This is a genomic window from Pseudoalteromonas sp. NH0006-46 (assembly GCF_057547735.1).
Window position 1 is genome coordinate 53,927 of sequence record NZ_BAAJML010000003.1, and the last position, 24,880, is coordinate 78,806.

The following is a 24,880-nucleotide window of genomic DNA, read 5'->3' on the forward strand; positions in this document are numbered from 1 at the left end:
TATGCATCATCGTAACGAAAATGAATCATATAACTATGTTTCAAACATGAGCCGCCGTGAGTCATTAAAATGGCTTGGTTTATTAGCGGCAGGATCTGCGGTTGGTTTAACAGCAGGCTGCACAAAGGCACTTGAAGATGATGTAGCAGTTTCTGCAAAAGAACATTGGCCTGATTTAGATATTAAGCCAGTGACAGCAAAAGGTTATGGTCAAGATCCAAACTTAGTGATGCCACCAGAATCCCCTTGGCCATTGACCTTAACGAGAGACGAAATTACCTTAGTAGCGCTGTTAGCTGATTATATTGTACCGCGTGAAGGCGATATTCCATCGGCGAGTGAACTTCAAGTACCCGCAGTGATTAATGAATGGGTGAGTGCACCTTATGAAGGGCAACAACGAGATCGCATTAAAATATTAAACTCACTCGCTTGGCTTAACGATGAATCAAAGCTTCGTTTCAATATGCAGTTTGTTGCGCTCAATGAGCAACAGCATCGCGCAATTTTAGATGATATTGCATATTTAAATGAAAATACCCCAGTCCAATTTAAACGTATTGGTAAAACGTTTTTACGATTTAAAGAGTTAGTGCTAGGCGCTTTCTTTTGTACACCACAAGGCTGTAAAGACATTGGTTACTTAGGTAATGTGCCTATAGCTGGTGATTACCCTGGCCCTACAGCTGAAGCAAAGCAACATCTTGATAACATATTAAATGAACTTGGTTTAAGCCAATATGCTTATACTGACTGATTAGTAATCTGAGTCCCTTTTTTCTTAGCCCAGTCCAAGCAGGGATTTATTCCCTGCTTATATTTAGGTGTAATCTTATGTTCAAATTCTCTAATTCCTTCTTAATTAATTCTATTGCGAGCATTTTAATCATACTCATGCTGCAACCTTTAACAAGTAACGCTAGTTCGTTCGAGTCAGCTAAGGTAAGCGTGCAATTATGGTCAGTTAAAGATGATTTAAAGGCAGATTTTAATGCAACCATTAAAGCACTTGCTGATATGGGTTTTGAAGGACTTGAGTTTGCTGGTGAGTTTGGCCCCTATGCAGATAACCCAAGAGCATTAAGGAACAAACTCGATGATTTGAACTTGGTTGCAAGTAGTGCACATATTGGTTTTGATAAACTTTCAGACACCCAATTAATGGGTACTCTATTATTTTATAAGACACTCGGCGTTAGTAATTTGTTCGTGCCTTGGGATGAGCGAGCATGGGACCCCGAAGGTATAATACCGTTGGCAAAGCAACTAAAAAAACTTAATGAGATTGCACTAAAATATGATATGCATATTGGTTTTCATAATCACAACAAAGAGTTTGAACAATTTAATAATGAAACTTATTGGGATGCTATAGCCAGCAATACACCAAATAACTTGCCACTGCAACTTGATATAGGTTGGGTACATTATGCGGGTAAAGAGCCTATACATTTTATAAAGAAATACACTGGTAGGACCTATGCAGCACATTTAAAAGTTCGCACCCAGGAAAATGACCGTTTAAGCCCTATATTCGGTGAAAACAACTATCCATGGAAAAAAATAATTAGCTCTCTCATAAATGATGGAAAAACGAAGTGGTTAGTAATAGAACAAGAAGAGTTTCCAGCCGGTATGAGTCCATTACAAAGCGTTGCCAAATCAAAAGCAAACTTAGATACAATATTAAAAACCATGCAAAACTAGGGTCTGCTTACCTTTCAAGGTTGAATTTGCAGCAGTCTGTTTGGTATTTAGCCAAGGCAGCGCCTATGTGGTGTGGTTATTTCCCATAAATAGGCGATAAAGCAGCATCAATGCCAAACAGGCGCTGCCTAGGGGCGATTTACTCTTTACTGCCTAGATGGATGTAGGTAAGAGGCGTGAGCAGATCGCGGAAGCTTTGCTCGGTTTTTACTTATTCTTACATGGATGTAAGCCAGTAGAATAACGTAGGAGCAGTTATCGAGCCCGCTAGGTTACAAACCTTGCGCCGCGATTACCCCCCTAGCTTGAACAAATTTTAATCCGCAAAGATAAACAGTTCCTGAACTAGTGAAACTAATTTAATATAAAGACGAGTTCCTCAGTCTATTCAAACATCCCACTCTTTGAGTGTATCTTTAAGATATTCATAGCGCCAAGAATTGAGTAAATCTGGTTTTATCTGCTGTGATTTTTGTTCATCTGTAAGTTTCCAGTTCCAACTTATAAGTTGATTCACTTGCTTTTTGGAGGCCATAACGTCTTCTGGTATGTTGTGCTCTTTTGCAACCTTAGTAATGTTTTGTTTGATCTCTTTCGCTACTTTTTTATACGTAGGAAAATCAATTAAACGCTTTAGTACTTTTGGGTGCTGTTCAGGTGGGATAGCTTTAGCTTGCTCAATACACTTTAAAATCTCAACGCCTGAGCGATTAACTTCAATCGACTCCACGCCCGGTATTTGACGTAATGCATTTAAACTAGAAGGCCCACGCTTAGCAATTTCAGTCATGTTTTGTTCTTTCAACACAAAGTTAAGAGCTAAATTTTTACGAATTGCTTTATTACGGCGCCAAACGGCTAACTCTTTTAACACTGATAGTTCGTGTGGCTTTAATTGCCACGCATTTTTTATATCTTTATAGAGCAATTCATCTGGTGTTTGAAACGCGCGTTTATTAGCAATTAATTCGCTCTCATCCAATACAATTTCAAATAAACCGGCTTTATTAATACGATCTATGATCAATTCAAAACACGGTAATAAATGAAATGTATCAGCGGCGGCGTAATCTAGCTGCTTTGTGGTTAACGGGCGCTGTAGCCAATTAGTACGTGATTCGCTTTTATCTATTTCAATACCAAGTAATGTTTTAACCATAAGAGCAAAGCCCATACAATTACCTTCACCCAGTAATTGCAAAGCAAATTGAGTATCAAATAAAGGAGCAGGAACAAACCCAGCATATTTTTGAAATACTTCAATATCTTCAGAAGGTGAATGCAATACTTTTAAAACTGCTGGATCTTTTAATACCTGCCAAAAATCAAATAACGATAATTCAGCTAAGGGATCAATAAGTGCTAGGTGCTCACCGTCAAAAACCTGAATGAGTGCAACTTCAGGATACAAAGTACGACGACGCATAAACTCAGTATCAATAGCTAAAATAGGCTTACTTTGGATCTGCTCAACAAAAGTATTGAGCTGAACTTGTGTTTGAATTAATTGGTATTGCACTTAGTCTCCTACAATAAAAAAGCCGGCTAATGCCGGCTTTTTTATAGTTTTCTAATCTTTCAAGGCTCGTCTGAGTATTTTACCTACGTTAGTTTTAGGTAACTCATCCCTAAACTCAACGAGTTTTGGAACCTTATAATTAGTTAAATTATCACGACAATGGTTTATTATATCTTTTTCAGTTAAAGAAGGGTCTTTTTTAACAACAAAAACTTTAACTTGTTCACCACTTACATCATGAGGAATGCCAACCGCTGCTACTTCAAGCACTCCGTCGTGCATTGCAACAACTTCTTCGATCTCATTTGGGAAAACGTTAAAGCCAGATACTATAATCATGTCTTTTTTGCGGTCTACAATGTAAAAGAAACCTTCATCATCATATGTTGCAATATCGCCTGTAGCAAACCAACCGTCTTTTAAACATTCAGCAGTTGCATCTGGGCGTTTGTAGTAACCAAGCATAACCTGAGGACCTTTAACACATAACTCACCAGGCTCACCTTTAGCTGCTTCTTCTCCATTTTCAAGAATTAGCTTAATATCTGTATTAGGCGCAGGTAAGCCAATTGAGCCATTGTAAGACTGTAAGTCGTACGGACTAATTGTTACAAGCGGTGCACACTCAGTAAGGCCGTAGCCTTCCATTAGTTTTGAACCCGTCACTTTTTGCCACTTTTCGGCAACAGGACGTTGTACTGCCATACCACCGCCGAGTGACATTTTGAGATGACTAAAGTCAAGCTCATCAAAACCTGGGGTATTTAATAAACCATTAAATAATGTGTTTACACCAGTGATTGCTGTAAATTTAGTTTGGCTTAACTCTTTAACGAAACCCGGCATGTCACGCGGGTTAGTGATCAATAAGTTCAAACCACCATATTTCATAAACGTTAAGCAGTTAGCTGTAAGTGCAAAAATATGGTAAAGCGGCAGTGCCGTAACAACAACTTCAGTACCACGGTCTAACACTTTATCTAAACAGCCAGAAACCTGCTCAAGGTTGCCAACCATATTACCATGGCTCAGCATAGCGCCTTTAGATACACCGGTAGTACCGCCTGTGTATTGTAAAAAAGCTAAGTCAGATAAATTCAATTCAGGGCGTGTGTACGCATTTTCGTCAGCATTCAATAAATCTGAAAATTTAATGGTGTTCGGTAAGTTGTATTTAGGCACCATTTTCTTAACGTGCTTAACAACAAAGTTAACAATGTGCTTTTTAAGACCACCCACCATGTCACCAACTTGAGTAACAACGATGTGTTTTACGTCTGTTTTAGCAAGTGACTTTTCAAGCGTATCTGCAAAATTTGCAAGGATAAATATGGCGCTTGTATCTGAGTCTTTTAATTGATGTTCTAATTCGCGAACAGTGTAAAGAGGATTAACATTAACAACCACACAACCGGCGCGTAAAATACCTAAAATAGAAATAGGTGTTTGTAACAAGTTAGGCATCATTACGGCAACTTTTTCGCCCTTTTTGAGACCCAAATCATTTTGGATATACGAGGCGACTTTTTTAGTTGCTGTATCAATTTCGTCATATGACAAAGTTTTACCCATGTTTGTAAATGCAGGTAAATCTTTGTAATCAGAAAAACTTTTTTCGAACACTTCGAGTAACGAGTTGTAATGCTCAGGATCGATTGTTTCAGGCATACCCTCTGGGTAGCGCTTAAGCCAGATTTTTTCCACTCTTAGCCCCTGTTTATAATTATATTTTTATTAACCTTAATCTAAGTAAGGCACTTTAACAATTGAGCAAATACTCTAATGCAAGGATAATCCCACATTTAACGTCAATATACAATTAACGTGCACCACTTTGCACCATAAATGCTTGAATGTGTTCATAACATTCTTTGCTACTTTGCATATGGCAATGGTGTCCGCCTTCTACATTAATTACACTCAAGTGGTTGTAATAATTAATATACTTTTCTAAATTTTGTTTTACAAATGGGTAACCTTGGTTACCTAAAATTAATTGGCATGGTGCATGTAATTCTTTTATTGCACCAATACATTGCACTTCATCAAACCTAAAACCTGAATGATTTTTGAGCTTGGGATCGGTTGTTAATGTAAAACCGCTGGGAAGTGCTTTTATGTTTCGCTGCATTAAAAGCGAAATTAGTTCATTATTTAAATCAGTTGTTTTAGCACGTGCCTCATAAATATGCGCTTTACTTTGGTAAACTCGCGCTTTTTTATTATGCGTTCTAGTACGATTGAGAACTGCATTTTTCAGTTGCTCAGTGACTTGCTCGCTAGGTGTTGTCACACAGCCAATACCTTCAATAAAACTAACTGTTCTTACCCTATCACTAAAACAACTTGCAAAAAGGCCAGCGACCATAGCCCCCATAGAATGCCCAACAAGGTGAACTTTATTTACACCAATAGCTTCAATAAATTGATAAACATCGTCAATATAATCAACAAAATAATAATGTGCATCATCACTTCGCCACGATGTTAATCCATGTCCTGAAAAATCAATACAGTACCATGTTTGTTCAGGAGTGTGCCCATTAAGCATAGGAGTAAAACTATTGCAGTTGTCTAACCAACCGTGAAGCGCTACAACCACCTCTTCTCCGGAACCTATTTTTAAGCCATGAATATTTAAATTACGTGTTTGAATATTAAATGGCTGCACATATGCTCCTTCTTATTTTATAAATATATAACATACAAGTTGTCAGACCACTAAATAGTTTACCTAAATGTTTATTATTTTAGTAGTCAAAAGCACAAGTGCAAACAACATTATGAATAAAAACCTTTTTATTCATAATGTTGATTTTATAAAGTGCCCTATTTACTCAGTGCTAATAAACTTTACTCATTGAGAGTTCAATATAGGCGTTGATGTATCCATACGTTAGACTATAACGCATCAAAACAATGTTTAATCGCACTAATCAGTGATTTGTCCCAATCTATTAATTTATTTATCATAGTTAAGGTATACAATAATTTAGCTATTAATAAAGTACATTCATAAGGTACGAAAAAAATGAAAAAACAGATAAGTATGCTGGCACTAATGTGTACAGCGTCTGGTGCAATGGCCGAAACCGCACCTAAAAATGTAATTTATATGATTGGCGATGGCATGGGGCCCGCCTACACAACGGCTTATCGTTATTTTAAAGATGACCCAACAACAAAAAATGTTGAGCAAACCATTTTTGATACCATGCTCACAGGGATGGCACGCACTTATCCTGACGATCACACAGTTGTAACCGATAGCGCCGCAAGTGCAACAGCATTGAGCAGCGGACATAAAAGCTATAATGGCGCAATTGCAGTCGATACCGATAAAAAGCCGCTTAAAACAATGCTAGAAATTGCCAAAGAACGTAACATGACCACAGCTTTAGTAGCTACATCACAAATAAACCATGCAACACCAGCAAGCTTTGCAGCTCATAATGAATCACGTAATAATTACGATGATATTGCTGATGACTATATAGATAATAAAATTGTAGGTAAGTTACCTGTTGATTTAATGCTAGGCGGCGGGACTCAATACTTTATACGTGATGACAGAAATTTGGTAGACGAATTTAAAGCTGCTGGTTACCAATATGGCGATAGCATTCAAAACCTTGATCAAATTACGCAAATTCCTGCCATTGGTTTATATGCCGCTAAAGGCTTACCTTTTGCGTTAGACAAAAACCCAACAAGGTTAACGCAGCTTACCTCCAAGGCACTCAACTTATTAGACAATCAAAACAAAAATGGCTTTTTTGTGATGATTGAAGGCAGTCAAATTGATTGGTGTGGGCACGCAAACGATATTGCCTGTGCTATGGCTGAAATGGATGATTTTGCATCTGCTATTGAAAAAGCAAAAGCATATGTTGATAAAAATAAAGACACCCTACTTGTTATAACTGCTGATCACTCCACTGGGGGGTTAACATTAGGTGCACATGGCCAATACAAGTGGGAAGCTAATGTTGTTCATGGTGTAAAAGCAACAGCAGGTAAAATTACTCAACAGTTACTCGACTCTGATGATCTAAAATTGGTGTGGAATAAATATACTAATATCGAATTTACCCCTGAAAATAAAATAAAGCTTGAACAAGCTAAATCTATGGGTGACAAAGCACTTAACTTAGCCGTTAAAAGTATTATAAGTGATACAAGCTTCACAGGATGGACAACAGGTGGACATACCGCAGTAGATGTTCAAGTTTTTGCTTATGGCAAAGGGAGTGAGCAATTTATTGGTTCTCAAAACAACACCGACATCGCAGATAAGTTAATCAATTTCATTAAACACTAAACAGTTAGTAAAACAAAAAACCCGAACATAGTTCGGGTTTTATATTATTGGAGATTAACTACGTTTAAGCGTAAATATCTACCCCAATTAAGTTTTGGACTTCTGCTCTGCGTTCTAGGTTTGCAAATTCAGTATAAGTAGAAATTGCTTTACTATTTTTTGCAGTCGGCTGGTCGTAAATTGTTTGGCTGTAGTCGTTACTCTTGGCGGTACTTTTAAACAATTGGTTAGCAAGCTCAACGCCCTCTTTACTGCTTTTTACATAATCAGTATTTGTTTTTTGAACAGGATCCTGTTCGGCCAAACCTTGTGGTTTTGCAGTCACTCCCTTCGCAGGGATTATTCTGCCTGGAATATCACCTGTAAAAAAACCTGAGCCTATAGGCAGCGTCATCACGCTTCTCCACCCTTGAACATATCTAAAATTATGATTTAAAAATAGCCAATTTGCAAATTAACCTAACACGGTATTACTCGCGCCCCGGTAACTTTTTCCACGTTACAGTATCACGAACATACTTTGGTTGGGCATCACTTGCTTGAACGCCCTGGCCTGCAATAAATGCTGCATCAACAAAGGCAAGCATATAGCGTGCATCTGGTAATGTTATATCTGTATTAATCGTAATGTTTTCAAAGTTTGACAATGCATCAGGATAAGTTTTAAAGCCAGTGCCTACTGCAACTGATGCTTCATTGGTTGTTATATAATCACTAGTTAAAAGCTCAGGCTTAATAACACACTCGTTATTAACTAATTTCATTAAACCATTATGTAATTTGTATTGTGCAAAGTAAATTTCACCCATGCGCGCATCTATGCTAGGAAAAACAAGTGTGTTGTTGTTTTGCTCATAGGCTTGCTGTGCCATAACTGCCAGTGTAGAAACCCCTACAAGAGGTAAATTAGTTGAATACGCTAACCCTTGAGCTATGGCCACACTTATTCTTACGCCAGTAAAGCTGCCGGGGCCTTGCCCAAAACCAATAACATCCAGTTCTTTTAATTTACAGTTTGCTTTGGTCAATAACTCATCAATCAAAGGTAGAATTTTTTGACTGTGCTGCTGTGGGCACTCTTCAAAATGATGAAATGTCTCTCCCTTATAATGTAAAACAAGTGATAGTGCTTCTGTTGAAGCATCAAGGGCAAGAATATTACTTTTGATCATTTTATTACTCTAATTAATTTGTTGTAAAAATGTATTAGCGACTTCTAAGCTTCGCGTACGACGCATTGCAGGCAAGCTTTTTAAGAACACTTGGCCATATTGTCGAGTCACTAATCGGTTATCACATATAACAAGTACACCTTTGTCTTTGCTGTCGCGTATTAAACGCCCTACACCTTGCTTTAATGCAATAACTGCTTGCGGTAATTGAATGTGTGCAAATGGATCTTTGCCCTGCATTTGGCAATCCTGCATTTTAGCTTGTAGCAAGGGGTCGTCAGGTGCTGCAAAAGGCAATTTATCAATAATAACACAGCTAAGCGTACTGCCTCTCACATCCACCCCTTCCCAAAATGATGCCGTACCTAATAAAACGGCATTACCATGGCGGGTAAATTTTTCTAAAATAATTCGCTTAGACATTTGCCCTTGCATGTAAACGGGGTAGTCAATTTGTGTTGTAAGCCCCTCAGCGACTAAATGCATCATACGGTAACTTGTAAAAAGCACAAAACAGCGCCCTTGTGCTGACTTTATAAGCTCAAGGGTTAATTTAACAATAGCATGAGGCATATTATCAGCATGTGATTCTGGTAAGTACCTAGGTAAACACAATAATGCTTGATTTGGGTAGTCGAACGGACTGTCGACCATCATGCTTTGCTCTGGCTTTAAGCCTAAGCTGGCATTAAAGTGGGTAAGCTTATTGTCGACCGACAGCGTCGCTGAGGTAAACACAAACGCAGCACCGGTATCTTTCATCATTTGCGCAAATTTTACAGACACATTGAGTGGTGTAATATTTATAGTTAAAAAGCGTCGTGTTGTCTCGTACCAATAACTAAAACCAGTTTGTGCGGTATCAAAAACCCGTTCTAACTGCCCTTTAAATGCTAAAGCCCGTTCGAATGGATGTTCTATTTTATCGCTTCTGTCTAAGCACAGTTTTAGCACTTGATAAACAAAGTCTAAATCGCTGATAACGCGATGCAGTGCTGCACATATTTGCTTATCACTCAGCTTTTCTCGCCAATCTCCTCGGCTACCATCTACACCAAACTGTAAACGTAAGTCGGCAACACTGGTTTCTAATTTATTTAAGCTTTTACCTAGTTGTAACATGTCAGGAATTTCAGCTCGGTATATAGCGCGTAAATCAGTAATTAAGTCCACCAACTTTTTAGTACTCACACTTTCACCAAAGTAATCGCTGGCAATTTCACTTAGTTGGTGGGCCTCATCAAAAATATAGGCGTCGGCTGTGGGCATCAATTCGGCAAAGCCACTTTCTTTAACTGCCATGTCTGCAAAAAATAAATGGTGATTAATAACAACTACATCCGCCTCCGCCGCAGTCAAACGCGCTTTACGTATGTAACACTCTTGAAAGTCTGGACATTCTTTGCCTAAACAATTATCGGCAGTTGAATTCACATAAGGTAAAACTTTGGCGTCGTCTTCTATACCAATACAATCAGCTAAATCGCCTGATTGTGTTTCGCTTGCAAATTTTGCAACCATAGCCAGTTGATGCATTACATCGGGATCGTCTGTTGGTACATGCGCAACATGTTGATTTAAACGGTATGTGCATAAGTAGTTAGCACGCCCTTTTAGTAATGCCGTTTTTTTTGTCGCGCTAAGTGCTTTAACCAATTGAGGTAAATCACGATGATACAACTGCTCTTGTAGTGCTTTAGAGCCGGTAGAAATAATTGTTCTACCTTTAGATTTTAGGGCTGGCGCTAAATAAGCGAAAGTTTTACCTGTTCCTGTGCCCGCCTCAACAACGAGTTGTGAACTGTTTTTTAATGCTTGAGCAACTGCGACAGCCATATCAATTTGTGGTTGGCGCGGAGTATAGCCATCAAAAGATAACGCCAAAGGGCCGGTTGCACTAAACAGTTGTTTGATAACAGCAATCACTTTTCAAAATAATAATAGTGTGATTTTACGTAAGGCTTTAACCAAGGGCAAGCAAATACAAGCCTATGCAAGGTATAAAACTATTATAGGTTTTGAACATAATTGAATAACATTGTCTGTTAATCTTTCCTATTCAAAATCAGGTTATGCTTTACCCAAACAAATGAGCGTATGTTTGAGCCCTTTTCGTTTATGTATTATTAAATATTGTTGAAATTAAGATTTAAATGTGGGTAATAAAACTCACAGTTTTGGTTAATAAACGCTGTTGGCATTGCAGCATATTGACCATGTTCTTTTAAATATTCCATATGCTTTTTACCATCAGTGGTAAATTGATGGAATAAAGAGTGATTTAACCCGTCAAATTCTAGCGGTTTTATATTAACTAAGTCGCATAGTTCCTTGTTAAAGGCTGGGGTTGATTTAACCCATTTCCCTTCAATAAACTGTTCTACATAGGCATGCATTGTAAATACCTCATTTTTTAGTAACTCATCTAATTTAGGGGTACTTAAATGATTACGCACATCAGCTAAGCCCAATCGCGAAGGAATGTTACAAGCCCGACTTAATGCTATTTGTAATGATGCTTTGGGAATACAGTATGCTGCTTTGTTGTCTAAGCAATAATCGCTGCTGAGTGACTTTGCACCATCTAAAAGTGTAAAGGGATCATATTTAATTCCGTCTCTTACAAGGTAATAAATTGAAACGGCCTTAGCGCGTTCCCCGCTGCCTTTTACCATTTTTAACCAGCTGCTTATTTCATGATGATTTTGATTAAAAAAAGTATCATTTTGTAAGTACTGCTTCAAACCTGCCACCTTAATAAATATATTTATTGTAATTGCTTATATTTAAACTATATCTTTAAATAGTAAAAAACATTTTAAAACAACAACTTTAAAGATAAGTTAGTCTTTAAAGTATGTTTTAATGTTACTTCTACAAAAATTAAAATAATATGTCTGCACAGGTATTTATAACAGTCCGATTAGGCCAAATGAAATTATGAAGAATATAGCAATTATTGCCTACGAAGGCTGCTGGGCCGTTAGCGTATTTTTAGCAAAAGATTTTTTTACTATTGTTTCTCTACTCGACTCGCATTACTCATTGCCTCAAAGTTATAACATAGAAATAATAACGACCGACGGTGCACCTATAACAAGCTCGAGTAATTCACTGGTTGTTGCCGATAATTCGCTTTCTGACAAGTCATATGATTTGGTGATTATTCCGCCCATAGAAGGCTCTAAATTAAAAAATATGCCATTGGGCACTGACCTAATTATTGAGTGGCTAAAACCAAAAATACAGAGTAATACGTCTATTCTTAGTTTAAGTACTGGCTCATATTTTTTAGCAGCAACAGGTAAATTAAACAAAACGGTGATAGCTACTCACTGGAGTTTAGTTAAACCACTGAGTGGATTATTTCCTGATTGTGAATTTATTAGTCATAAATCGTATTTGAAAATGGGGAATATCTATACAACAGGCTCTTTTGAGGCGGGTATTAGCGTGCTTTTAGGTGTTGTTGCTAAAGACAAAGGCGATCGCTTCTCTCAACAATGCGCTACTCATTTGCTTATTTCTGACTCTGGTAAGTTAAATCTTATTTTGCCTCAATTTAATAATCATAAAGACGAAAAAATTAATGAGATACAAGATTGGATTCATAACCATTCAAGTGGGTTAATCACCATAAATGAGCTGGCAAAACAATTTAATTTTAGTGAACGTAATTTAAAAAGACGATTTACGCAAGCAACAGGAATATCAATCAATAAATATGTGCAAGAAGTACGAATAGATAAAGCCAAAAAGCAGTTATTAGCAACAGATAAAACAGTGAACGAAATATCAGAGGAAGTAGGATATGAAAACAGTAGTTTTTTCTCTCGGTTATTTAAAAAAAGTACAGGGTTAACCCCTGCAAAGTGGCGTAAGAATGATTGAGTTACTTAGTTTAAATGATAATCTAAGCCCATGTATCTAAGTGTTCTATCCCATCATCGTCTTGGGTAACACTGTTTTTTTTGACTTGCAGCTTGGTTTGATCTTCTATGACACTGAGTTTTTTCTTCTTTTGTAATTCACGTTTTTTTTTGTTTTCACGTTCTATTTTTTCGCTAGCAGCACTGCTTTGCACACCCGCGATATAAAATGCACCTTTTGACTCAAGTGACAATCGGGTAATTCTACCCAAGTAAGGTATCATCATATCCATACATATATCCTTAAAGGCAATCGCTTAGTTGTGAGTAAAAATCAAACAGTTGATATAATACAAACTTATGTCGTTATATCCATAGTATCGGCAGTTATAACTTATGCTTTAATTAAGCTAAAAAAAACTTGCTATAAGCATAGCTAATATGTTTTTATGGCTTTGAAAATTATTGAAACAGATTAAAGCTTAACGCTCACTAAACAGCGCTAAGCAAAATAGGATTATTAAAATGCGCTTAAACCTGACAACAGTACATCATCACCACCATTCACCGGAATAACCTGTCAGGTCTTTCGCTGAGAGGTTATTCCTAAAAGGAACCTCTGGCGATTCAAAACATATTGATTCATTTTCGCCCTGAGGTTCCCCTCGGGGTTTTTAGTTTTTAAATTAAAGGAAAATGAATAATGAGTAACACAAATCGTCTACGTATCGCCATCCAAAAAGGCGGTCGCCTGTCTAAAGATTGTCAAGATTTACTAAAGCAACTAGGTGTTAAATTAAACCTACGTGAGCAACGCTTAATTGCACACTCAACTAATATGCCAATTGACGTACTACGTGTGCGCGATGACGATATTCCGGGCTTAGTAATGGACGGTGTATGTGATTTAGGTATCGTTGGCGAAAACGTACTTGTAGAAGTACAAGCAGAACGTGAACGCCAAGGTGTACCAAGCGAAGTTAGCAAACTAGCTAAACTAGACTTTGGTTACTGCCGCCTTGCACTTGCATGGCCACAAGAACTTGGCCCACGTGATAAGAGCTGGTTTGAAGGTAAGCGTATTGCTACAACCTACCCTGAAATTTTAACGCAGTGGTTAAAGCGCGAAGGCATTAATGCAAGCACTGTAATGCTTACAGGTTCAGTAGAAGTAGCCCCTCGAGCCGGTCTTTCTGATGCAATTTGTGATTTAGTATCTACTGGTGCAACACTTGAAGCGAACGGTTTAATGCAAGGTGAAACAATTTTAGAATCAAACGCGTGTTTAATTCAAAATAAAGACCTTCAAGATGAAGACAAACTAGCGCTAATCAATAAGCTTATGCCGCGCCTTCGTGGTGTTAAACAAGCAAAAGAAAGCAAATACATTATGCTACACGCGCCAAAAACTAAACTTGATGAAATTTGCGAAATTTTACCAGGCTCAGGCCAACCTACTCTACTAGCACTTGCTGGTAATGAAGAGTACGTAGCGCTTCACATGGTAAGCAGCGAAACATTATTTTGGGAAACAATGGAGCAGCTTAAAGCCCTAGGCGCTAACTCTATTTTAGTAATGCCAATTGAAAAAATGATGGAGTAAGTACCATGCTTCGTTGGAATGTGGAATCTTCACAAGTACAAGCAGCGGCGCTAATGCGCCCTGCGGTTTCTGCCAGCGCAAAGGTTGAAGCAATATGCCAAACAATTATGAGCGATGTTAAAGAGCAAGGCGATAAAGCCTTACTTGATATGGCTAAAAAGTTTGATAATAGAGCTAACCCTCGTTTACGTGTACCGCTTGATGAAATAAACGCATCAGAGCAGGCACTAAGCGCAGAGCTTAAATACGCAATTGACACCGCTTATGCAAACGTTAAACGTTTTCACGAAGCGCAATTGCCTAATGATATTAAGTTATCAACCCAACCTGGCGTTGTATGTGAACTGAAATATCAGGCCATCGAAGCTGTGGGCATTTATGTACCAGGTGGCAGTGCTCCACTGCCATCATCGGTTATTATGCAAGGTGTACTTGCACAATTAAGTGGTGCTAAGACCGTCGTACTTGCAACCCCTGTGCAAGGTGATGAAAGCATTAACCCTGCGATATTATATGCAGCTAAGTTATGCGGCATTACAACTTTAATAGAAAGTGGTGGCGCAGGTGCTATAGCCGCAATGGCCTACGGCACTGAATCAGTGCCTAAAGTGAACAAAATTTTTGGCCCAGGTAATAGCTTTGTAACGATGGCAAAACAGCTTGTTGCGCAAACAATTCCTGGTATGGCAATCGATATGCCAGCAGGCCCGTCTGAAGTATTAGTAATAGCAGATGAGCGAGCAAATCCTGAATTTATAGCAGCAGATTTACTCTCACAAGCTGAGCACGGCGCTGACTCGCAAGTTATTTTATTGTGTAACAGCGAAAGTATCATTGAGCAAACGCAAAAGGCCCTTACTCGCCAACTTGCAAACTTAAGCCGAAAAGAGACAGCCGAGCAAGCACTGGCTAATTCATCACTTATTTTAGTAGACTCTGTTGAACAAGCATTTGACGTATCAGCGCAATACGGCCCTGAGCACTTAATTTTGCAATTAGCAGATTCAACACCTTATTTAGATAAAGTAAAAAATGCAGGCTCAGTATTTGTAGGCGACTACACGCCAGAGTCAGCGGGCGATTATGCATCGGGTACTAACCACGTTTTACCTACCTACGGTTACAGTGCAACTTACTCGAGTTTAAACTTGCTTGATTTTTTCCGTACGTACACAGTGCAAACTATTAGTAAAAGTGGCTTAACACAGCTGTCAAAAGCTATTTTACCACTTGCAGATGCAGAAGGCCTTGATGCACACGCAAATGCGGTTTCAATTCGTTTAGAGGCAATTAAAAATGAGCAATGAGAGCGCACAAGCGACAAGCTTATTACCACAAAATATTGCAGCACTTGCTGCCTATAGCTCTGCTAAAAGTGAAAAGCTATCAGGGACAACGTGGTTAAACGCCAACGAAAGCCCTTATGCTAAAAACCTTGAACTGAGTATCGAAGATTTAAATCGCTACCCAGATCCACAACCGCAACTGGTGATTGACCGCTACGCTGCTTATACAGACCTTGAAAGCGAAAACGTATTAATGACGCGAGGCGCCGATGAAGGCATTGAGCTTTTAGTACGCACTTATTGTGAACCAGCCAAAGACAGCATTGCGTTATTTTTACCAACATACGGTATGTACAAAGTAACGGCTGATACTCATAACGTTGCCATTAATAGCCTAACGCAAGCGCTATTACTTGATGGTAGTGTTAATGAAATAGTAAAGGCTGTGGGCAACTCGAAACTGGTGTTTATTTGTAATCCAAATAACCCAACAGGTAGCCTAACACCGCTTAATAAAGTAAAAGCAATTGCAACAGCGCTTGCGGGAAAAGCACTCGTCATTGTTGATGAGGCCTATATTGAATTTTGCCCAGAGCAAAGCGCCACAGCACTTATAAACGAATTTAGTAATGTAGTGGTACTGCGCACATTATCTAAAGCGTTTGCACTTGCAGGCCTTAGAACGGGTTTTACACTTGCACAAGAAAGTGTACTTGCGCCAGTTCGTAAAGTGATTGCGCCGTATCCGGTATCGGGGGTGGTGGCAAGTATTGCAGCTCAGGCAATTGCACCTGATGCAATTACATCAATGCGCCGCCAAGTGACTATTTTAAATAGCTTAAAAGCTAAACTTGTACAGTGGTTAAACGCCTCCCCCGCTGCATTAAAAATCCTCACTGGTGAAGGTAACTTTGTTACCTTAAAATTAGCCAACAAAAACTACTTTAAAGTAGCCCTTGAGCAAGGTTTAGTAATGCGCGCGTTTACCCTATACGGTGAAGATGATTGGCTACGAATTTCAATTGGTAGTGAACAAGAGCTCGAACAAGTTAAAATTTGGTTAGATGGCTTACAAACGCCGACTACAACAACACCATTAGCAGGAAACGAAGTATCATGAATAACCCCTATTTATTTATTGACCGCGACGGCACCATAATTGAAGAGCCAATTACCGACAAACAGGTAGACAGCCTTGAAAAGCTTGCCTTTTTACCAGGTGTAATTCCGGCTTTATTACAATTACAAGCCGCCGGTTACCGTTTAGTGATGGTATCGAATCAAGATGGCTTAGGCACAGACAGCTTCCCGACTGCTGACTTTGATATAGCACAAGATAAAATGATGGACATAATGCAAAGTCAAGGCATTAGTTTTGATGAAGTATTAATTTGTCCACACTTTGACGAGCAAAACTGTGATTGCCGTAAACCTAAAACAGGTTTACTAACTGAGCTTATGCGCTCTGGCAAAGTGGATTTAGCACGTTCATATGTAATTGGCGATCGCCAAACAGATATTGGCCTTGCACAAAATTTATGCTGCGAAGGCATTTTGTACGATGGCAGCTGGCCTGCCATTGTTACCAAGCTAACCACAGCCAACCGCGAAGGCCGTGTTACGCGTAACACCAAAGAAACCCAAATTGATGTAGCCATAAACCTAGATCAAACTAAAAATGGCAGCATAGATACTGGCCTTGGCTTTTTTGATCACATGCTTGATCAAATTCGCACGCACGCCAACATTGGTTTAAACATTAAAGCAAAAGGCGATTTACACATAGACGAGCACCACCTTGTTGAAGACATTGGTATTGCCCTAGGTGTTGCGCTTAAGCAAGCGCTTGGTACTAAATCGCAAATAGCGCGCTATGGTTTTGCACTGCCAATGGATGAATGTAAAGCAGAGGCACAAATTGATTTATCGGGCCGTGCATCATTTGTATTAAACGCTAATTTTAGCCGCGAAAAAGCAGGCGATTTAGACGTACAAATGGTTGAGCACTTTTTCAAAAGCTTAAGCGATAATGCTGCTATTAGCCTTATTTTATCGGTGAGCGACGGTAACTGTCATCACCAAGTAGAAGGCTTATTTAAAGCGTTTTCACGCGCCCTTCGTATGGCAGTAGCACAAGACACGACCCAACAAACAGCCAGCTCTAAGGGATGTTTATGATTGCCATAATAAATACCGGTTGTGCCAATATAAATTCAGTACGTTTTGCCTTTGAACGCTTAGGGCAAACGCCGACAGTCATTACCTCGCCAGAGCAATTAAAAGGCTTTGAGCGGGCAATATTACCTGGCGTTGGCCATGCATCTGTTGCTATGAAACGCCTAGTAGATAACGGCTGGCAACAAGCTATAAACGAATACCAGCGCCCGCTTATGGGAATTTGTTTAGGTATGCAGTTACTGTGCGAAAGCACAGAAGAAGGTAACGTACAGTGCTTAGGTAAAATACCAGGGCAAGTAAAAGCCCTTGATGTTGGCAGTTTAACGTCGCCGCATATGGGTTGGAATAACTTAAGCATTAATAAAGAGCATGCACTTACTAAAGGGTTAACACAAGACGAGCAAGTGTACTTTGTACATAGCTTTGCACACACTGTAAACGATGCAACTCTTGTAAGCGGCGAATACGGCCAAACCTTTTCAGCTATTGTTGCAAAAGACAACTACGCTGGCATGCAATTTCACCCAGAGCGCAGTGCAAAAGTAGGCACCCGTTTATTACAAAATTTTGTTGATTGGCAGCTATAAACTGCCCATTAACCAACAATAAAGAGATTATTTGTGATTATTCCAGCATTAGACGTATTACAAAATCAAATTGTTCGTTTATACCAAGGTAAATACGACACCGCTCAGTTTTACCCTTTTGAGCTTGGTGCACGTTTAAAAGAATACGCCGACAGCGGCGCAGGGAAGCTACACCTTGTAGATTTAGAGGGCGCACGCGATCCGAGTAAAAAGCAGTGGCAACATATTCAAGCCGCAACTAAAGCGCTTAATGTACCGTACCAAGTGGGCGGCGGTATTCGCTCAGAGCAAGATGTAAGTGATTGGCTAAAAGCCGGCGCTAACCAAGTTGTTATTGGCTCAATGGCGGTAGAAAAACGTGAGCAAGTAAAAGCCTGGATTGAACAATTTGGCGCAGAGCACTTTGTTATTGCCCTTGATGTAAATAAAACAGCCACTGGCTGGGCACCTGCTACGCATGGTTGGTTGAGCGAGTCAGAGTTTGGTTTACTTGAGCTGGTTGATTTTTATGTAAGCTTGGGCGTTATTGACTTTTTATGTACGGACATCAGTAAAGATGGCACCATGACAGGTCCATCGTTTGAGCTTTACGAAGATTTAACTCGTCACAACAGCACTATTAAAGTGCAAGCTTCTGGTGGCGTAAGTTCACTAGATGACATTAAAAAACTTAAAGAGCTTGGCGTAGGCGGCGTTATTTTAGGTAAGTCACTGCTTGATGGCGCATTTAGTGTTGAGGAGGCGTTGGCATGTTATCAAAACGCATAATTCCGTGTTTAGATGTTAAAGACGGCCAAGTAGTAAAAGGCGTTAAATTTAAAGGCCATGAAGTTGTTGGTGATATTCTAACAATGGCTAAAGCCTACAGCGATGCTGGTGCCGATGAACTGGTTTTTTACGAGATCAGCGCAAGTGTTGAAAAACGCCTACTTGATGTTAACTGGGTAGAGAGCATTGCCCGCCATATTGATATTCCATTTTGTGTGGCTGGTGGTATTAAATCGGTAGCCGATGCAGCGCGTGTTTTAGAGCGCGGCGCAGACAAAATAAGTATTAACAGCCCTGCTATTGCACGCCCTGAGCTTATAAAAGAGCTACACGATGAATTTGGTAAGCAATGTGTTGTTGTAGGTATTGATAGTTTTTACGATGAAGTGACCGGCGAATACTTAGTGTATCAGTTAACCGGCGATCCTAATGCATCAAGCCGTACACGTTATAAAACCGAGGAATGGGTTAAACGCGTTCAAGACTTAGGCGCAGGCGAAATTGTTTTAAACTGTATGAACCAAGACGGCGTACGTAATGGTTACGACAACGAGCAGCTAAGTAAAATGCGCGCATTATGTAATATCCCACTTATCGCCTCTGGCGGTGCAGGCAGCATGCAAGACTTTGTAGACGTATTTAAACAAAGCGAAGTAGATGGCGCATTAGCAGCCAGTGTTTTTCATAAAAATGTGATTAACATTGGCGAACTAAAACAATTTTTAACTGACAACCAAGTGGCAGCAAGATTATGCAATTAACACAACAAAACCAAACCCAAGTTGATTTTGCTAAAAGCGAAATGATCCCTGCTATTGTTCAAGATGCCCGCTCTGGTGTTATTTTAATGCAAGGCTTTATGAACAGCGAAGCACTAAAGGTAACGCTTGAAAGTAACAAAGTGACTTTTTTTTCACGTTCTAAATCGCGTTTATGGACTAAAGGCGAGTCATCAGAAAACTACTTAAATGTGGTATCGGTTCATACCGATTGTGACTACGACTCAATTTTAGTACTGGCAAGCCCTGAGGGCCCAACGTGCCACTTAGGATCACAAAGCTGCTTTGGCGATGATGCTAAACCAAGCTTAAGCTTTTTAGCACAATTAGAAGATGTCATTGTTGAGCGTAAAAATGATGACCCATCAAAAAGCTACACCGCTTCATTGTTTGCTAAAGACTTAAGCCGTAGTTGTCAAAAAGTAGGTGAAGAAGGCGTAGAAGTTGCTCTTGCCGCAATGAAACACGATAACGATGAGCTTACCAACGAATCGGCCGATTTGTTGTATCACCTTGTTGTACTATTACAACGCCAAGGCTTAGGTTTAGAAGACGTAGTTAAATGCCTGCAAGGTCGTCATAAATAGCATCAGTTGCGACTAACAAAGAGGCTCATATTTATGGGCCTTTTTATTTTCCCTTTTAGTTGAATAAGTTATGTGTGGTATAGTGCGAGGCTCAATTTATCGGTTACTGTGAACTATGAAAAACTATATTATTCTTCTTATTGTTGTGATTATTTTAGCGGGCTGTACTAGTAAAACAAAACAAACGGCTACTCCACCTACAATAAGTAAGCCTGTAAATTCTGTAGTAACATCTAATGAATGTAGCACCATAAACCGCCTAGTAACCGGTTATGAATCTGAATTTGACTCAATAAAAACAGACAAAGTAAATAACCAGTTCACTAACCAATGGCGCACAAATACTCATATAATTGGTTCAGCCTGTACTGTTACTTTAAATGAGTCGAAGCAGGTAAGTTACCAATGCCAAACGCCTATTAAAACACAAACGCATGCAGTAAAGTCGCATCAAATGCTTGCTATTCAATTACGCCAATGTCTATCAAAAACAGGTTGGTTTGAAAGCCAAAAAGAAACAGCAAGTTCAATTTACAGCTCATTTGTATTTGATACTAAAAATCCTGTTATTACACTTTCTACAATTCAAGAAGGTAATGGGTTTTCTACTCGCTTTGAAATTGCCCCACCGTTAGGATTTTAATAATGCGAAAAACGAATAAAAACACATCTAAATTAAAAAGCGACTGTTTAGGCATATGTGAACGCCGCGGCGGTTATTGCACTGGGTGCGGGCGAACTAATGAAGAAATATTTGATTGGATAATATTATCTGAAGAAGAAAAAAAAGTGATTTTAGAAATGCCAAGAGCTGATTTAAAATAATCATTGGTTAGAGGCTCGAAAATTCGAGCCTAATAATTGTGTATATTTATAGTAGCCTTAGTAACTGCGAGCCTGGTACACCGGTGCGCGGTAATAATGCTGGCGTTACTGCAAAAACTTCTGGAATTTTGCTTTTGATTTCATCCATCTTTTTACGGTTATTTTGTTTATCATAAACATAATATTTAAGGATATTTCCGTATACATCGTCTTTAGCATCAACCTGCTCTAGGGTTTTTAATGCCTTATCGTAATCAGCAAGGTAAATGTATGCCAGTGCTAAGTTATCAGCAGAGCCAACATGTAGTTTGCCTTCAAGCTGTTTTGATAAACCTTCAAGCTCTGCAACAGCAAGCTCATAACGCCCTAGCTGTATATACGCGGTTGCTAGCGAATTTTTTAAAAAGTAAGGTGGGTTACTACCCGTCTCATACCATTTTTCGTAAGCACTCAGTATATCTTCATATTGCTCAAGTTTAGAGTAAATGTGATTTAGCAGCCTGAAGCTTTGTAGTTTGATTTCAGCTTCTTCAAAACCAGCAAGTTTATCTCTATTTAAGTGCCATTGTTGAATGCCTTGCGCAGCTTGGTTTAACAGTTCGGGGTTATCACTTTTTGCCCCTGCTGCACTTTTAAGAAGTTGTGCAAGTTGTTGATTATAAGCTTCACTTTTTACAGGTACCTGAGAAGTTTTACTACTTTGCTGTTTACTACCCGTATTACCATCTACAATTTGCGCTGCAGCTAAAGCACTAAAAGACATTGCCGCCGCAACCATAACCAAATATTTACTTTTCATTGTTTTTTCCTTGTTTAACATTTTGATCCTCTGAATATTAAAGCTCTTAGAATGAGCAATATTCAAAAGTGGGGGGGTAAAAAAGTTGTTTTTGCTTGTAACGTTTTGCTTCTTTAGTAATAAACTGGCTAAATCTAATTGGTATTTATCTTTTAGCTTTTCCATACACAACTCGTCACAGCTAAGTTCAAGTTGCTCCCGCGCTAAGCTAGTTAACTTTAAGCAGATAGGGTTCCACCAAAAAACGCTTTCTGTGAAACAAATAAGCCACGTCCAATAAATATCACCTTGTTGTAAGTGAGTTACCTCATGTTGAATAACTGAATTTAATTCTTCACGATTCATCATCGACGACTCCAACCAAATAACAGGCTTTATTAATCCGGTAGCAAAAGCTGGCTCTGTATGGGTTGTTAGTCTAATTGGATACTGATTTTTGATGTGTTTAAGTTCAGGACTTGGCTTTGAGTTAATGTATAAAGTTTTTATAAGCTTTACGTATAAGCCCATGCGCAATAAAAACAATCCACAACCACTAATAAGCAGAATGATAAAAATATTATTAAGTGATGGAACAAAGTCCCATATACTCTGCTTACTTAGTAGCGTGTTCGGAGTCGTTGTTTGTAAGGTATCTGGAATTAACACTTTTATATCGGGAACAATTTGCGCCACATTAAATGTGTATCGTTCTGCTCCTTCAAAAAATGATAACTGAGATAAGTATTGCCAAGGGACAAACCAACATGCCAAGGCAATCATCAAAAGGTAAAAGTTTAATCGTGCAGGGGCATTTTTTAACCCCTTTACTGTAAGTAAAATACATAAGCTAATAAGTGTGCTGGTAAATAAATAATCCGTCATTACCCTCTCCTTTAATCTAACTTCTTATTTTTTAAAAGCGTTTGTAAGTATTCAATATCTTCGTCGTTTAGCTTTTCTTCTTTAATAAAGTGAGCAATTAAACTACGGGAATTGCCTTTAAAAAATCGTTGCATAAAACTAGGCATAGCTTGCTCCGATAACGTGTCTTGAGTCACGATTGTTCTAAAAACAATAGCTCGCCCTTCAAGCCCACAGCGCTCTATAGCGCCTTTTTGCTCTAGCCTATCAACAATGGTTTTAACCGTTGTATAAGCTACTTTTTTATCTTTTTGCTTATCTGATAAAAGTACTTTATGTAGTTGACTGGCGGTACAGGGTTCTTCCTGCCAGAGAAGCTGCATAATATCCATTTCAAAATCACTAAGTTTCATTGTTGCTCCTATTACACACTTGTAGTGACACTGTTACAAATGTAGTAGTAAGTAATCTTAGTGTCAATACAAAATTGTCATATGGATAAAAAACAATCGGTGAAAATATAAAAGTATTAGAAAGGTTTTATAAAAAATTAATATTAAACAGGGAGATGCTTACAAATTGATTTTAGAAAAACATAAAAAACGAGAGTATATTTTAAACTAACGCTTTTTATGTTTTAAGCTTTTTACGAAAGGTAGTGAGGTAACTATGCTTTATCGAGCGCTTGGCTTACATCGGCAATAATATCGTCAATGTTTTCAATACCCACCGATAAACGAATTAAATCGCGGCTAACGCCAGCATTGGCCAGCTCTTCATCATTTAATTGGCGGTGAGTGGTAGATGCTGGGTGGCAAGCAAGCGATTTAGCATCGCCAATATTTACCAAACGTAAAATCATGTTTAGAGCATCAATAAACCGCGTACCGGCTTCAAGGCCACCGGCAATACCAAAACTTAAAATACCTGACGCTTTACCATTGGTAATTTTTTGGCTCATTTCGTTATACGGGCTTGATTTTAATCCCGCATAATTAACCCAAAGCACCTTAGGATGGCTCTCTAAATATTCAGCAATTTTTTGCGCGTTTTCGCAGTGGCGATCCATTCTTAGCCCCAACGTTTCAAGGCCAATTAAAATATCAGATGCGTTTTTAGGCGCAAGCGCCGCACCGGTATTTCTAAGTGGTACAACGCGGCAACGACCAATAAACGCCGCCTCAGCAAATGCATCGGTATACACTACATTATGGTACGACGGATCAGGCTCATTCATCATCACAAAACGAGTCGCATTGGCTTTCCAGTCAAACTTGCCCGAATCAACAATCATACCGCCAATCGCGGTACCATGGCCGTTAATATATTTAGTGAGTGAGTGCACCACAATATCGGCACCTAACTCAAATGGCCGACATAAATACGGCGTAGCAACGGTATTATCAACAATAAGTGGCACACCTTTGCTATGAGCAATCTTAGCTAAACGCTCAATATCAACAATATTACCTGCAGGGTTACCAATAGATTCACAAAAATATCACGGGTATTGTCGTCAATGGCATCCTCGAATGCGCTAAAGTCATCAGCCTTAATCATACGCGCTTCAATACCTTGGCGTGGTAATGTATGGGCAAATAAATTATAAGTGCCGCCATACACTTGGCTGGTGCTTACAATATTAGTACCTACTTCACATAAACATTGAATCGCATAGGTAATCGCCGCCATACCCGAGGCTACAGCCAACGCACCAATGCCGCCTTCCATTGCCGCAATACGCTGCTCAAGTACCGCATTGGTCGGATTCATTATGCGGGTATAGATATTTCCAGGTACTTTTAAATCAAATAAATCGGCACCATGTTACGTGTTATCAAACGTGTGCGATGAGGTATTATAAACAGGCACTGCTGCTGATTTCGTGGATTCTTCAGACTCGTAACCATGGTGTAGTGCTAAAGACTCTAATTTCATAATTAATTCCTTTGGTAAATTATTAAAACACACCACTTAAGGGTAATTAAATGCACGTAAAAATACAAACCCACAAGAAAAGAATAGTATAATCGTTAA

The 24,880-nt window shown here is 39.0% G+C and carries 24 protein-coding genes and 1 pseudogene; 14 read left to right on the forward strand and 11 right to left on the reverse strand.

All coding sequences use genetic code 11. The annotated features are described in order from the left end of the window. The first annotated feature begins 1 nt into the window (after position 1). Together AC27I2_RS08030 and AC27I2_RS08035 are read left to right on the forward strand one after the other, a co-directional pair. Positions 2 to 757, forward strand: coding sequence for a gluconate 2-dehydrogenase subunit 3 family protein (locus AC27I2_RS08030; RefSeq protein ID WP_487203942.1), 756 nt, complete (start codon positions 2 to 4; stop codon positions 755 to 757). A 77-nt stretch (positions 758 to 834) separates the two neighbouring features. Next, positions 835 to 1,707 (forward strand): sugar phosphate isomerase/epimerase family protein, encoded by an 873-nt coding sequence (locus tag AC27I2_RS08035; protein ID WP_487203943.1) that lies wholly within the window; start codon positions 835 to 837, stop codon positions 1,705 to 1,707. Positions 1,708 to 2,095: 388 nt separating this feature from the next. Here the strand turns inward: AC27I2_RS08035 and rnd are convergent, their stop codons facing one another. The 3 genes from rnd to AC27I2_RS08050 form a co-directional block, all read right to left on the reverse strand. Continuing rightward, complete coding sequence (gene rnd / locus AC27I2_RS08040) at positions 2,096 to 3,226, reverse strand: ribonuclease D (protein ID WP_487203944.1); 1,131 nt, start codon at positions 3,224 to 3,226, stop codon at positions 2,096 to 2,098. Between the two features lie 51 nt (positions 3,227 to 3,277). Beyond that, entirely contained in the window at positions 3,278 to 4,930 is a 1,653-nt protein-coding gene (fadD, locus tag AC27I2_RS08045) for a long-chain-fatty-acid--CoA ligase FadD (protein ID WP_058405299.1), read from the reverse strand. 115 nt (positions 4,931 to 5,045) lie between these two features. Next, a complete protein-coding gene (locus tag AC27I2_RS08050) occupies positions 5,046 to 5,897 on the reverse strand; it encodes an alpha/beta hydrolase (protein ID WP_219422225.1) in 852 nt (283 codons plus the stop codon). Between the two features lie 360 nt (positions 5,898 to 6,257). Between AC27I2_RS08050 and AC27I2_RS08055 the strand changes: the two genes are divergently transcribed. Continuing rightward, entirely contained in the window at positions 6,258 to 7,547 is a 1,290-nt protein-coding gene (locus AC27I2_RS08055) for an alkaline phosphatase (RefSeq protein ID WP_138528931.1), read from the forward strand. A gap of 64 nt (positions 7,548 to 7,611) precedes the next feature. Here AC27I2_RS08055 and AC27I2_RS08060 read toward each other — a convergent pair whose 3' ends face one another. The 4 genes from AC27I2_RS08060 to AC27I2_RS08075 form a co-directional block, all read right to left on the reverse strand. After that, positions 7,612 to 7,941, reverse strand: coding sequence for a hypothetical protein (locus AC27I2_RS08060; protein WP_487203945.1), 330 nt, complete (start codon positions 7,939 to 7,941; stop codon positions 7,612 to 7,614). 76 nt (positions 7,942 to 8,017) lie between these two features. Further along, positions 8,018 to 8,719 (reverse strand): tRNA (adenosine(37)-N6)-threonylcarbamoyltransferase complex dimerization subunit type 1 TsaB, encoded by a 702-nt coding sequence (gene tsaB, locus AC27I2_RS08065; protein ID WP_487203946.1) that lies wholly within the window; start codon positions 8,717 to 8,719, stop codon positions 8,018 to 8,020. A 9-nt stretch (positions 8,720 to 8,728) separates the two neighbouring features. After that, positions 8,729 to 10,645, reverse strand: a complete 1,917-nt coding sequence (gene yoaA, locus AC27I2_RS08070) for a DNA repair helicase YoaA (RefSeq protein ID WP_138528937.1) — start codon at positions 10,643 to 10,645, stop codon at positions 8,729 to 8,731. A 200-nt stretch (positions 10,646 to 10,845) separates the two neighbouring features. Then, on the reverse strand, positions 10,846 to 11,472 hold the full coding sequence (locus AC27I2_RS08075; protein ID WP_487203947.1) for a transglutaminase-like domain-containing protein: 627 nt from the start codon (positions 11,470 to 11,472) through the stop codon (positions 10,846 to 10,848). Between the two features lie 187 nt (positions 11,473 to 11,659). On the opposite strand from AC27I2_RS08075, the gene AC27I2_RS08080 reads away from it, so the two are divergent. Next, entirely contained in the window at positions 11,660 to 12,610 is a 951-nt protein-coding gene (locus AC27I2_RS08080) for a GlxA family transcriptional regulator (RefSeq protein ID WP_058405294.1), read from the forward strand. Positions 12,611 to 12,632: 22 nt separating this feature from the next. Here the strand turns inward: AC27I2_RS08080 and AC27I2_RS08085 are convergent, their stop codons facing one another. Further along, positions 12,633 to 12,881: a hypothetical protein gene (locus AC27I2_RS08085; RefSeq protein WP_487203948.1), complete on the reverse strand. Its 249-nt coding sequence runs from the start codon at positions 12,879 to 12,881 to the stop codon at positions 12,633 to 12,635. A 410-nt stretch (positions 12,882 to 13,291) separates the two neighbouring features. Between AC27I2_RS08085 and hisG the strand changes: the two genes are divergently transcribed. The 10 genes from hisG (at position 13,292) to AC27I2_RS08135 (ending at position 21,201) form a co-directional block, all read left to right on the forward strand. Continuing rightward, complete coding sequence (gene hisG, locus AC27I2_RS08090; protein WP_058405292.1) at positions 13,292 to 14,191, forward strand: ATP phosphoribosyltransferase; 900 nt, start codon at positions 13,292 to 13,294, stop codon at positions 14,189 to 14,191. 5 nt (positions 14,192 to 14,196) lie between these two features. Continuing rightward, positions 14,197 to 15,498, forward strand: coding sequence for a histidinol dehydrogenase (hisD, locus tag AC27I2_RS08095; RefSeq protein ID WP_487203949.1), 1,302 nt, complete (start codon positions 14,197 to 14,199; stop codon positions 15,496 to 15,498). Then, positions 15,488 to 16,597: a histidinol-phosphate transaminase gene (gene hisC / locus AC27I2_RS08100; RefSeq protein ID WP_487203950.1), complete on the forward strand. Its 1,110-nt coding sequence runs from the start codon at positions 15,488 to 15,490 to the stop codon at positions 16,595 to 16,597. Before hisD ends, hisC begins: the two co-directional genes overlap by 11 nt. Continuing rightward, a complete protein-coding gene (gene hisB / locus AC27I2_RS08105) occupies positions 16,594 to 17,655 on the forward strand; it encodes a bifunctional histidinol-phosphatase/imidazoleglycerol-phosphate dehydratase HisB (protein WP_487203951.1) in 1,062 nt (353 codons plus the stop codon). Before hisC ends, hisB begins: the two co-directional genes overlap by 4 nt. Beyond that, positions 17,652 to 18,242, forward strand: a complete 591-nt coding sequence (gene hisH / locus AC27I2_RS08110; RefSeq protein ID WP_058405288.1) for an imidazole glycerol phosphate synthase subunit HisH — start codon at positions 17,652 to 17,654, stop codon at positions 18,240 to 18,242. Before hisB ends, hisH begins: the two co-directional genes overlap by 4 nt. Positions 18,243 to 18,275: 33 nt before the next feature. Continuing rightward, a complete protein-coding gene (locus AC27I2_RS08115) occupies positions 18,276 to 19,010 on the forward strand; it encodes a 1-(5-phosphoribosyl)-5-[(5-phosphoribosylamino)methylideneamino] imidazole-4-carboxamide isomerase (protein WP_006793444.1) in 735 nt (244 codons plus the stop codon). Next, positions 18,992 to 19,771, forward strand: coding sequence for an imidazole glycerol phosphate synthase subunit HisF (gene hisF / locus AC27I2_RS08120; protein WP_058405287.1), 780 nt, complete (start codon positions 18,992 to 18,994; stop codon positions 19,769 to 19,771). Before AC27I2_RS08115 ends, hisF begins: the two co-directional genes overlap by 19 nt. After that, positions 19,762 to 20,376, forward strand: coding sequence for a bifunctional phosphoribosyl-AMP cyclohydrolase/phosphoribosyl-ATP diphosphatase HisIE (gene hisIE, locus AC27I2_RS08125; RefSeq protein ID WP_487203952.1), 615 nt, complete (start codon positions 19,762 to 19,764; stop codon positions 20,374 to 20,376). The genes hisF and hisIE overlap by 10 nt, the downstream gene beginning before the upstream one ends. A 115-nt stretch (positions 20,377 to 20,491) precedes the next feature. Further along, on the forward strand, positions 20,492 to 21,019 hold the full coding sequence (locus tag AC27I2_RS08130; protein WP_487203953.1) for a hypothetical protein: 528 nt from the start codon (positions 20,492 to 20,494) through the stop codon (positions 21,017 to 21,019). Between the two features lie 2 nt (positions 21,020 to 21,021). Then, positions 21,022 to 21,201: a DUF1289 domain-containing protein gene (locus AC27I2_RS08135; RefSeq protein ID WP_487203954.1), complete on the forward strand. Its 180-nt coding sequence runs from the start codon at positions 21,022 to 21,024 to the stop codon at positions 21,199 to 21,201. 46 nt (positions 21,202 to 21,247) lie between these two features. Here AC27I2_RS08135 and AC27I2_RS08140 read toward each other — a convergent pair whose 3' ends face one another. The 3 genes and pseudogenes from AC27I2_RS08140 to AC27I2_RS08150 all read right to left on the reverse strand — a co-directional run bounded on the left by AC27I2_RS08140 (position 21,248) and on the right by AC27I2_RS08150 (position 24,781). Further along, on the reverse strand, positions 21,248 to 22,864 hold the full coding sequence (locus AC27I2_RS08140) for a M56 family metallopeptidase (protein WP_487203955.1): 1,617 nt from the start codon (positions 22,862 to 22,864) through the stop codon (positions 21,248 to 21,250). A gap of 11 nt (positions 22,865 to 22,875) precedes the next feature. After that, positions 22,876 to 23,256, reverse strand: coding sequence for a BlaI/MecI/CopY family transcriptional regulator (locus tag AC27I2_RS08145; protein WP_039037384.1), 381 nt, complete (start codon positions 23,254 to 23,256; stop codon positions 22,876 to 22,878). A gap of 254 nt (positions 23,257 to 23,510) precedes the next feature. Further along, positions 23,511 to 24,781, reverse strand: a pseudogene (locus AC27I2_RS08150) (O-acetylhomoserine aminocarboxypropyltransferase/cysteine synthase family protein). Between the last annotated feature and the right edge of the window lie 99 nt (positions 24,782 to 24,880).

What these genes read in the sequence shown, in the direction of transcription:
- AC27I2_RS08140 (WP_487203955.1), bottom strand. Translation starts at nt 22,864, where the DNA reads ATGACGGATTATTTATTTACCAGCACACTTATTAGCTTATGTATTTTA.
- AC27I2_RS08035 (WP_487203943.1), top strand. Translation starts at nt 835, where the DNA reads ATGTTCAAATTCTCTAATTCCTTCTTAATTAATTCTATTGCGAGCATT.
- AC27I2_RS08080 (WP_058405294.1), top strand. Translation starts at nt 11,660, where the DNA reads ATGAAGAATATAGCAATTATTGCCTACGAAGGCTGCTGGGCCGTTAGC.
- hisF (WP_058405287.1), top strand. Translation starts at nt 18,992, where the DNA reads ATGTTATCAAAACGCATAATTCCGTGTTTAGATGTTAAAGACGGCCAA.
- hisD (WP_487203949.1), top strand. Translation starts at nt 14,197, where the DNA reads ATGCTTCGTTGGAATGTGGAATCTTCACAAGTACAAGCAGCGGCGCTA.
- hisC (WP_487203950.1), top strand. Translation starts at nt 15,488, where the DNA reads ATGAGCAATGAGAGCGCACAAGCGACAAGCTTATTACCACAAAATATT.
- AC27I2_RS08055 (WP_138528931.1), top strand. Translation starts at nt 6,258, where the DNA reads ATGAAAAAACAGATAAGTATGCTGGCACTAATGTGTACAGCGTCTGGT.
- AC27I2_RS08130 (WP_487203953.1), top strand. Translation starts at nt 20,492, where the DNA reads ATGAAAAACTATATTATTCTTCTTATTGTTGTGATTATTTTAGCGGGC.
- hisG (WP_058405292.1), top strand. Translation starts at nt 13,292, where the DNA reads ATGAGTAACACAAATCGTCTACGTATCGCCATCCAAAAAGGCGGTCGC.
- AC27I2_RS08030 (WP_487203942.1), top strand. Translation starts at nt 2, where the DNA reads ATGCATCATCGTAACGAAAATGAATCATATAACTATGTTTCAAACATG.
- hisH (WP_058405288.1), top strand. Translation starts at nt 17,652, where the DNA reads ATGATTGCCATAATAAATACCGGTTGTGCCAATATAAATTCAGTACGT.
- hisIE (WP_487203952.1), top strand. Translation starts at nt 19,762, where the DNA reads ATGCAATTAACACAACAAAACCAAACCCAAGTTGATTTTGCTAAAAGC.
- hisB (WP_487203951.1), top strand. Translation starts at nt 16,594, where the DNA reads ATGAATAACCCCTATTTATTTATTGACCGCGACGGCACCATAATTGAA.
- tsaB (WP_487203946.1), bottom strand. Translation starts at nt 8,719, where the DNA reads ATGATCAAAAGTAATATTCTTGCCCTTGATGCTTCAACAGAAGCACTA.
- AC27I2_RS08060 (WP_487203945.1), bottom strand. Translation starts at nt 7,941, where the DNA reads ATGACGCTGCCTATAGGCTCAGGTTTTTTTACAGGTGATATTCCAGGC.
- AC27I2_RS08085 (WP_487203948.1), bottom strand. Translation starts at nt 12,881, where the DNA reads ATGGATATGATGATACCTTACTTGGGTAGAATTACCCGATTGTCACTT.
- AC27I2_RS08135 (WP_487203954.1), top strand. Translation starts at nt 21,022, where the DNA reads ATGCGAAAAACGAATAAAAACACATCTAAATTAAAAAGCGACTGTTTA.
- AC27I2_RS08145 (WP_039037384.1), bottom strand. Translation starts at nt 23,256, where the DNA reads ATGAAACTTAGTGATTTTGAAATGGATATTATGCAGCTTCTCTGGCAG.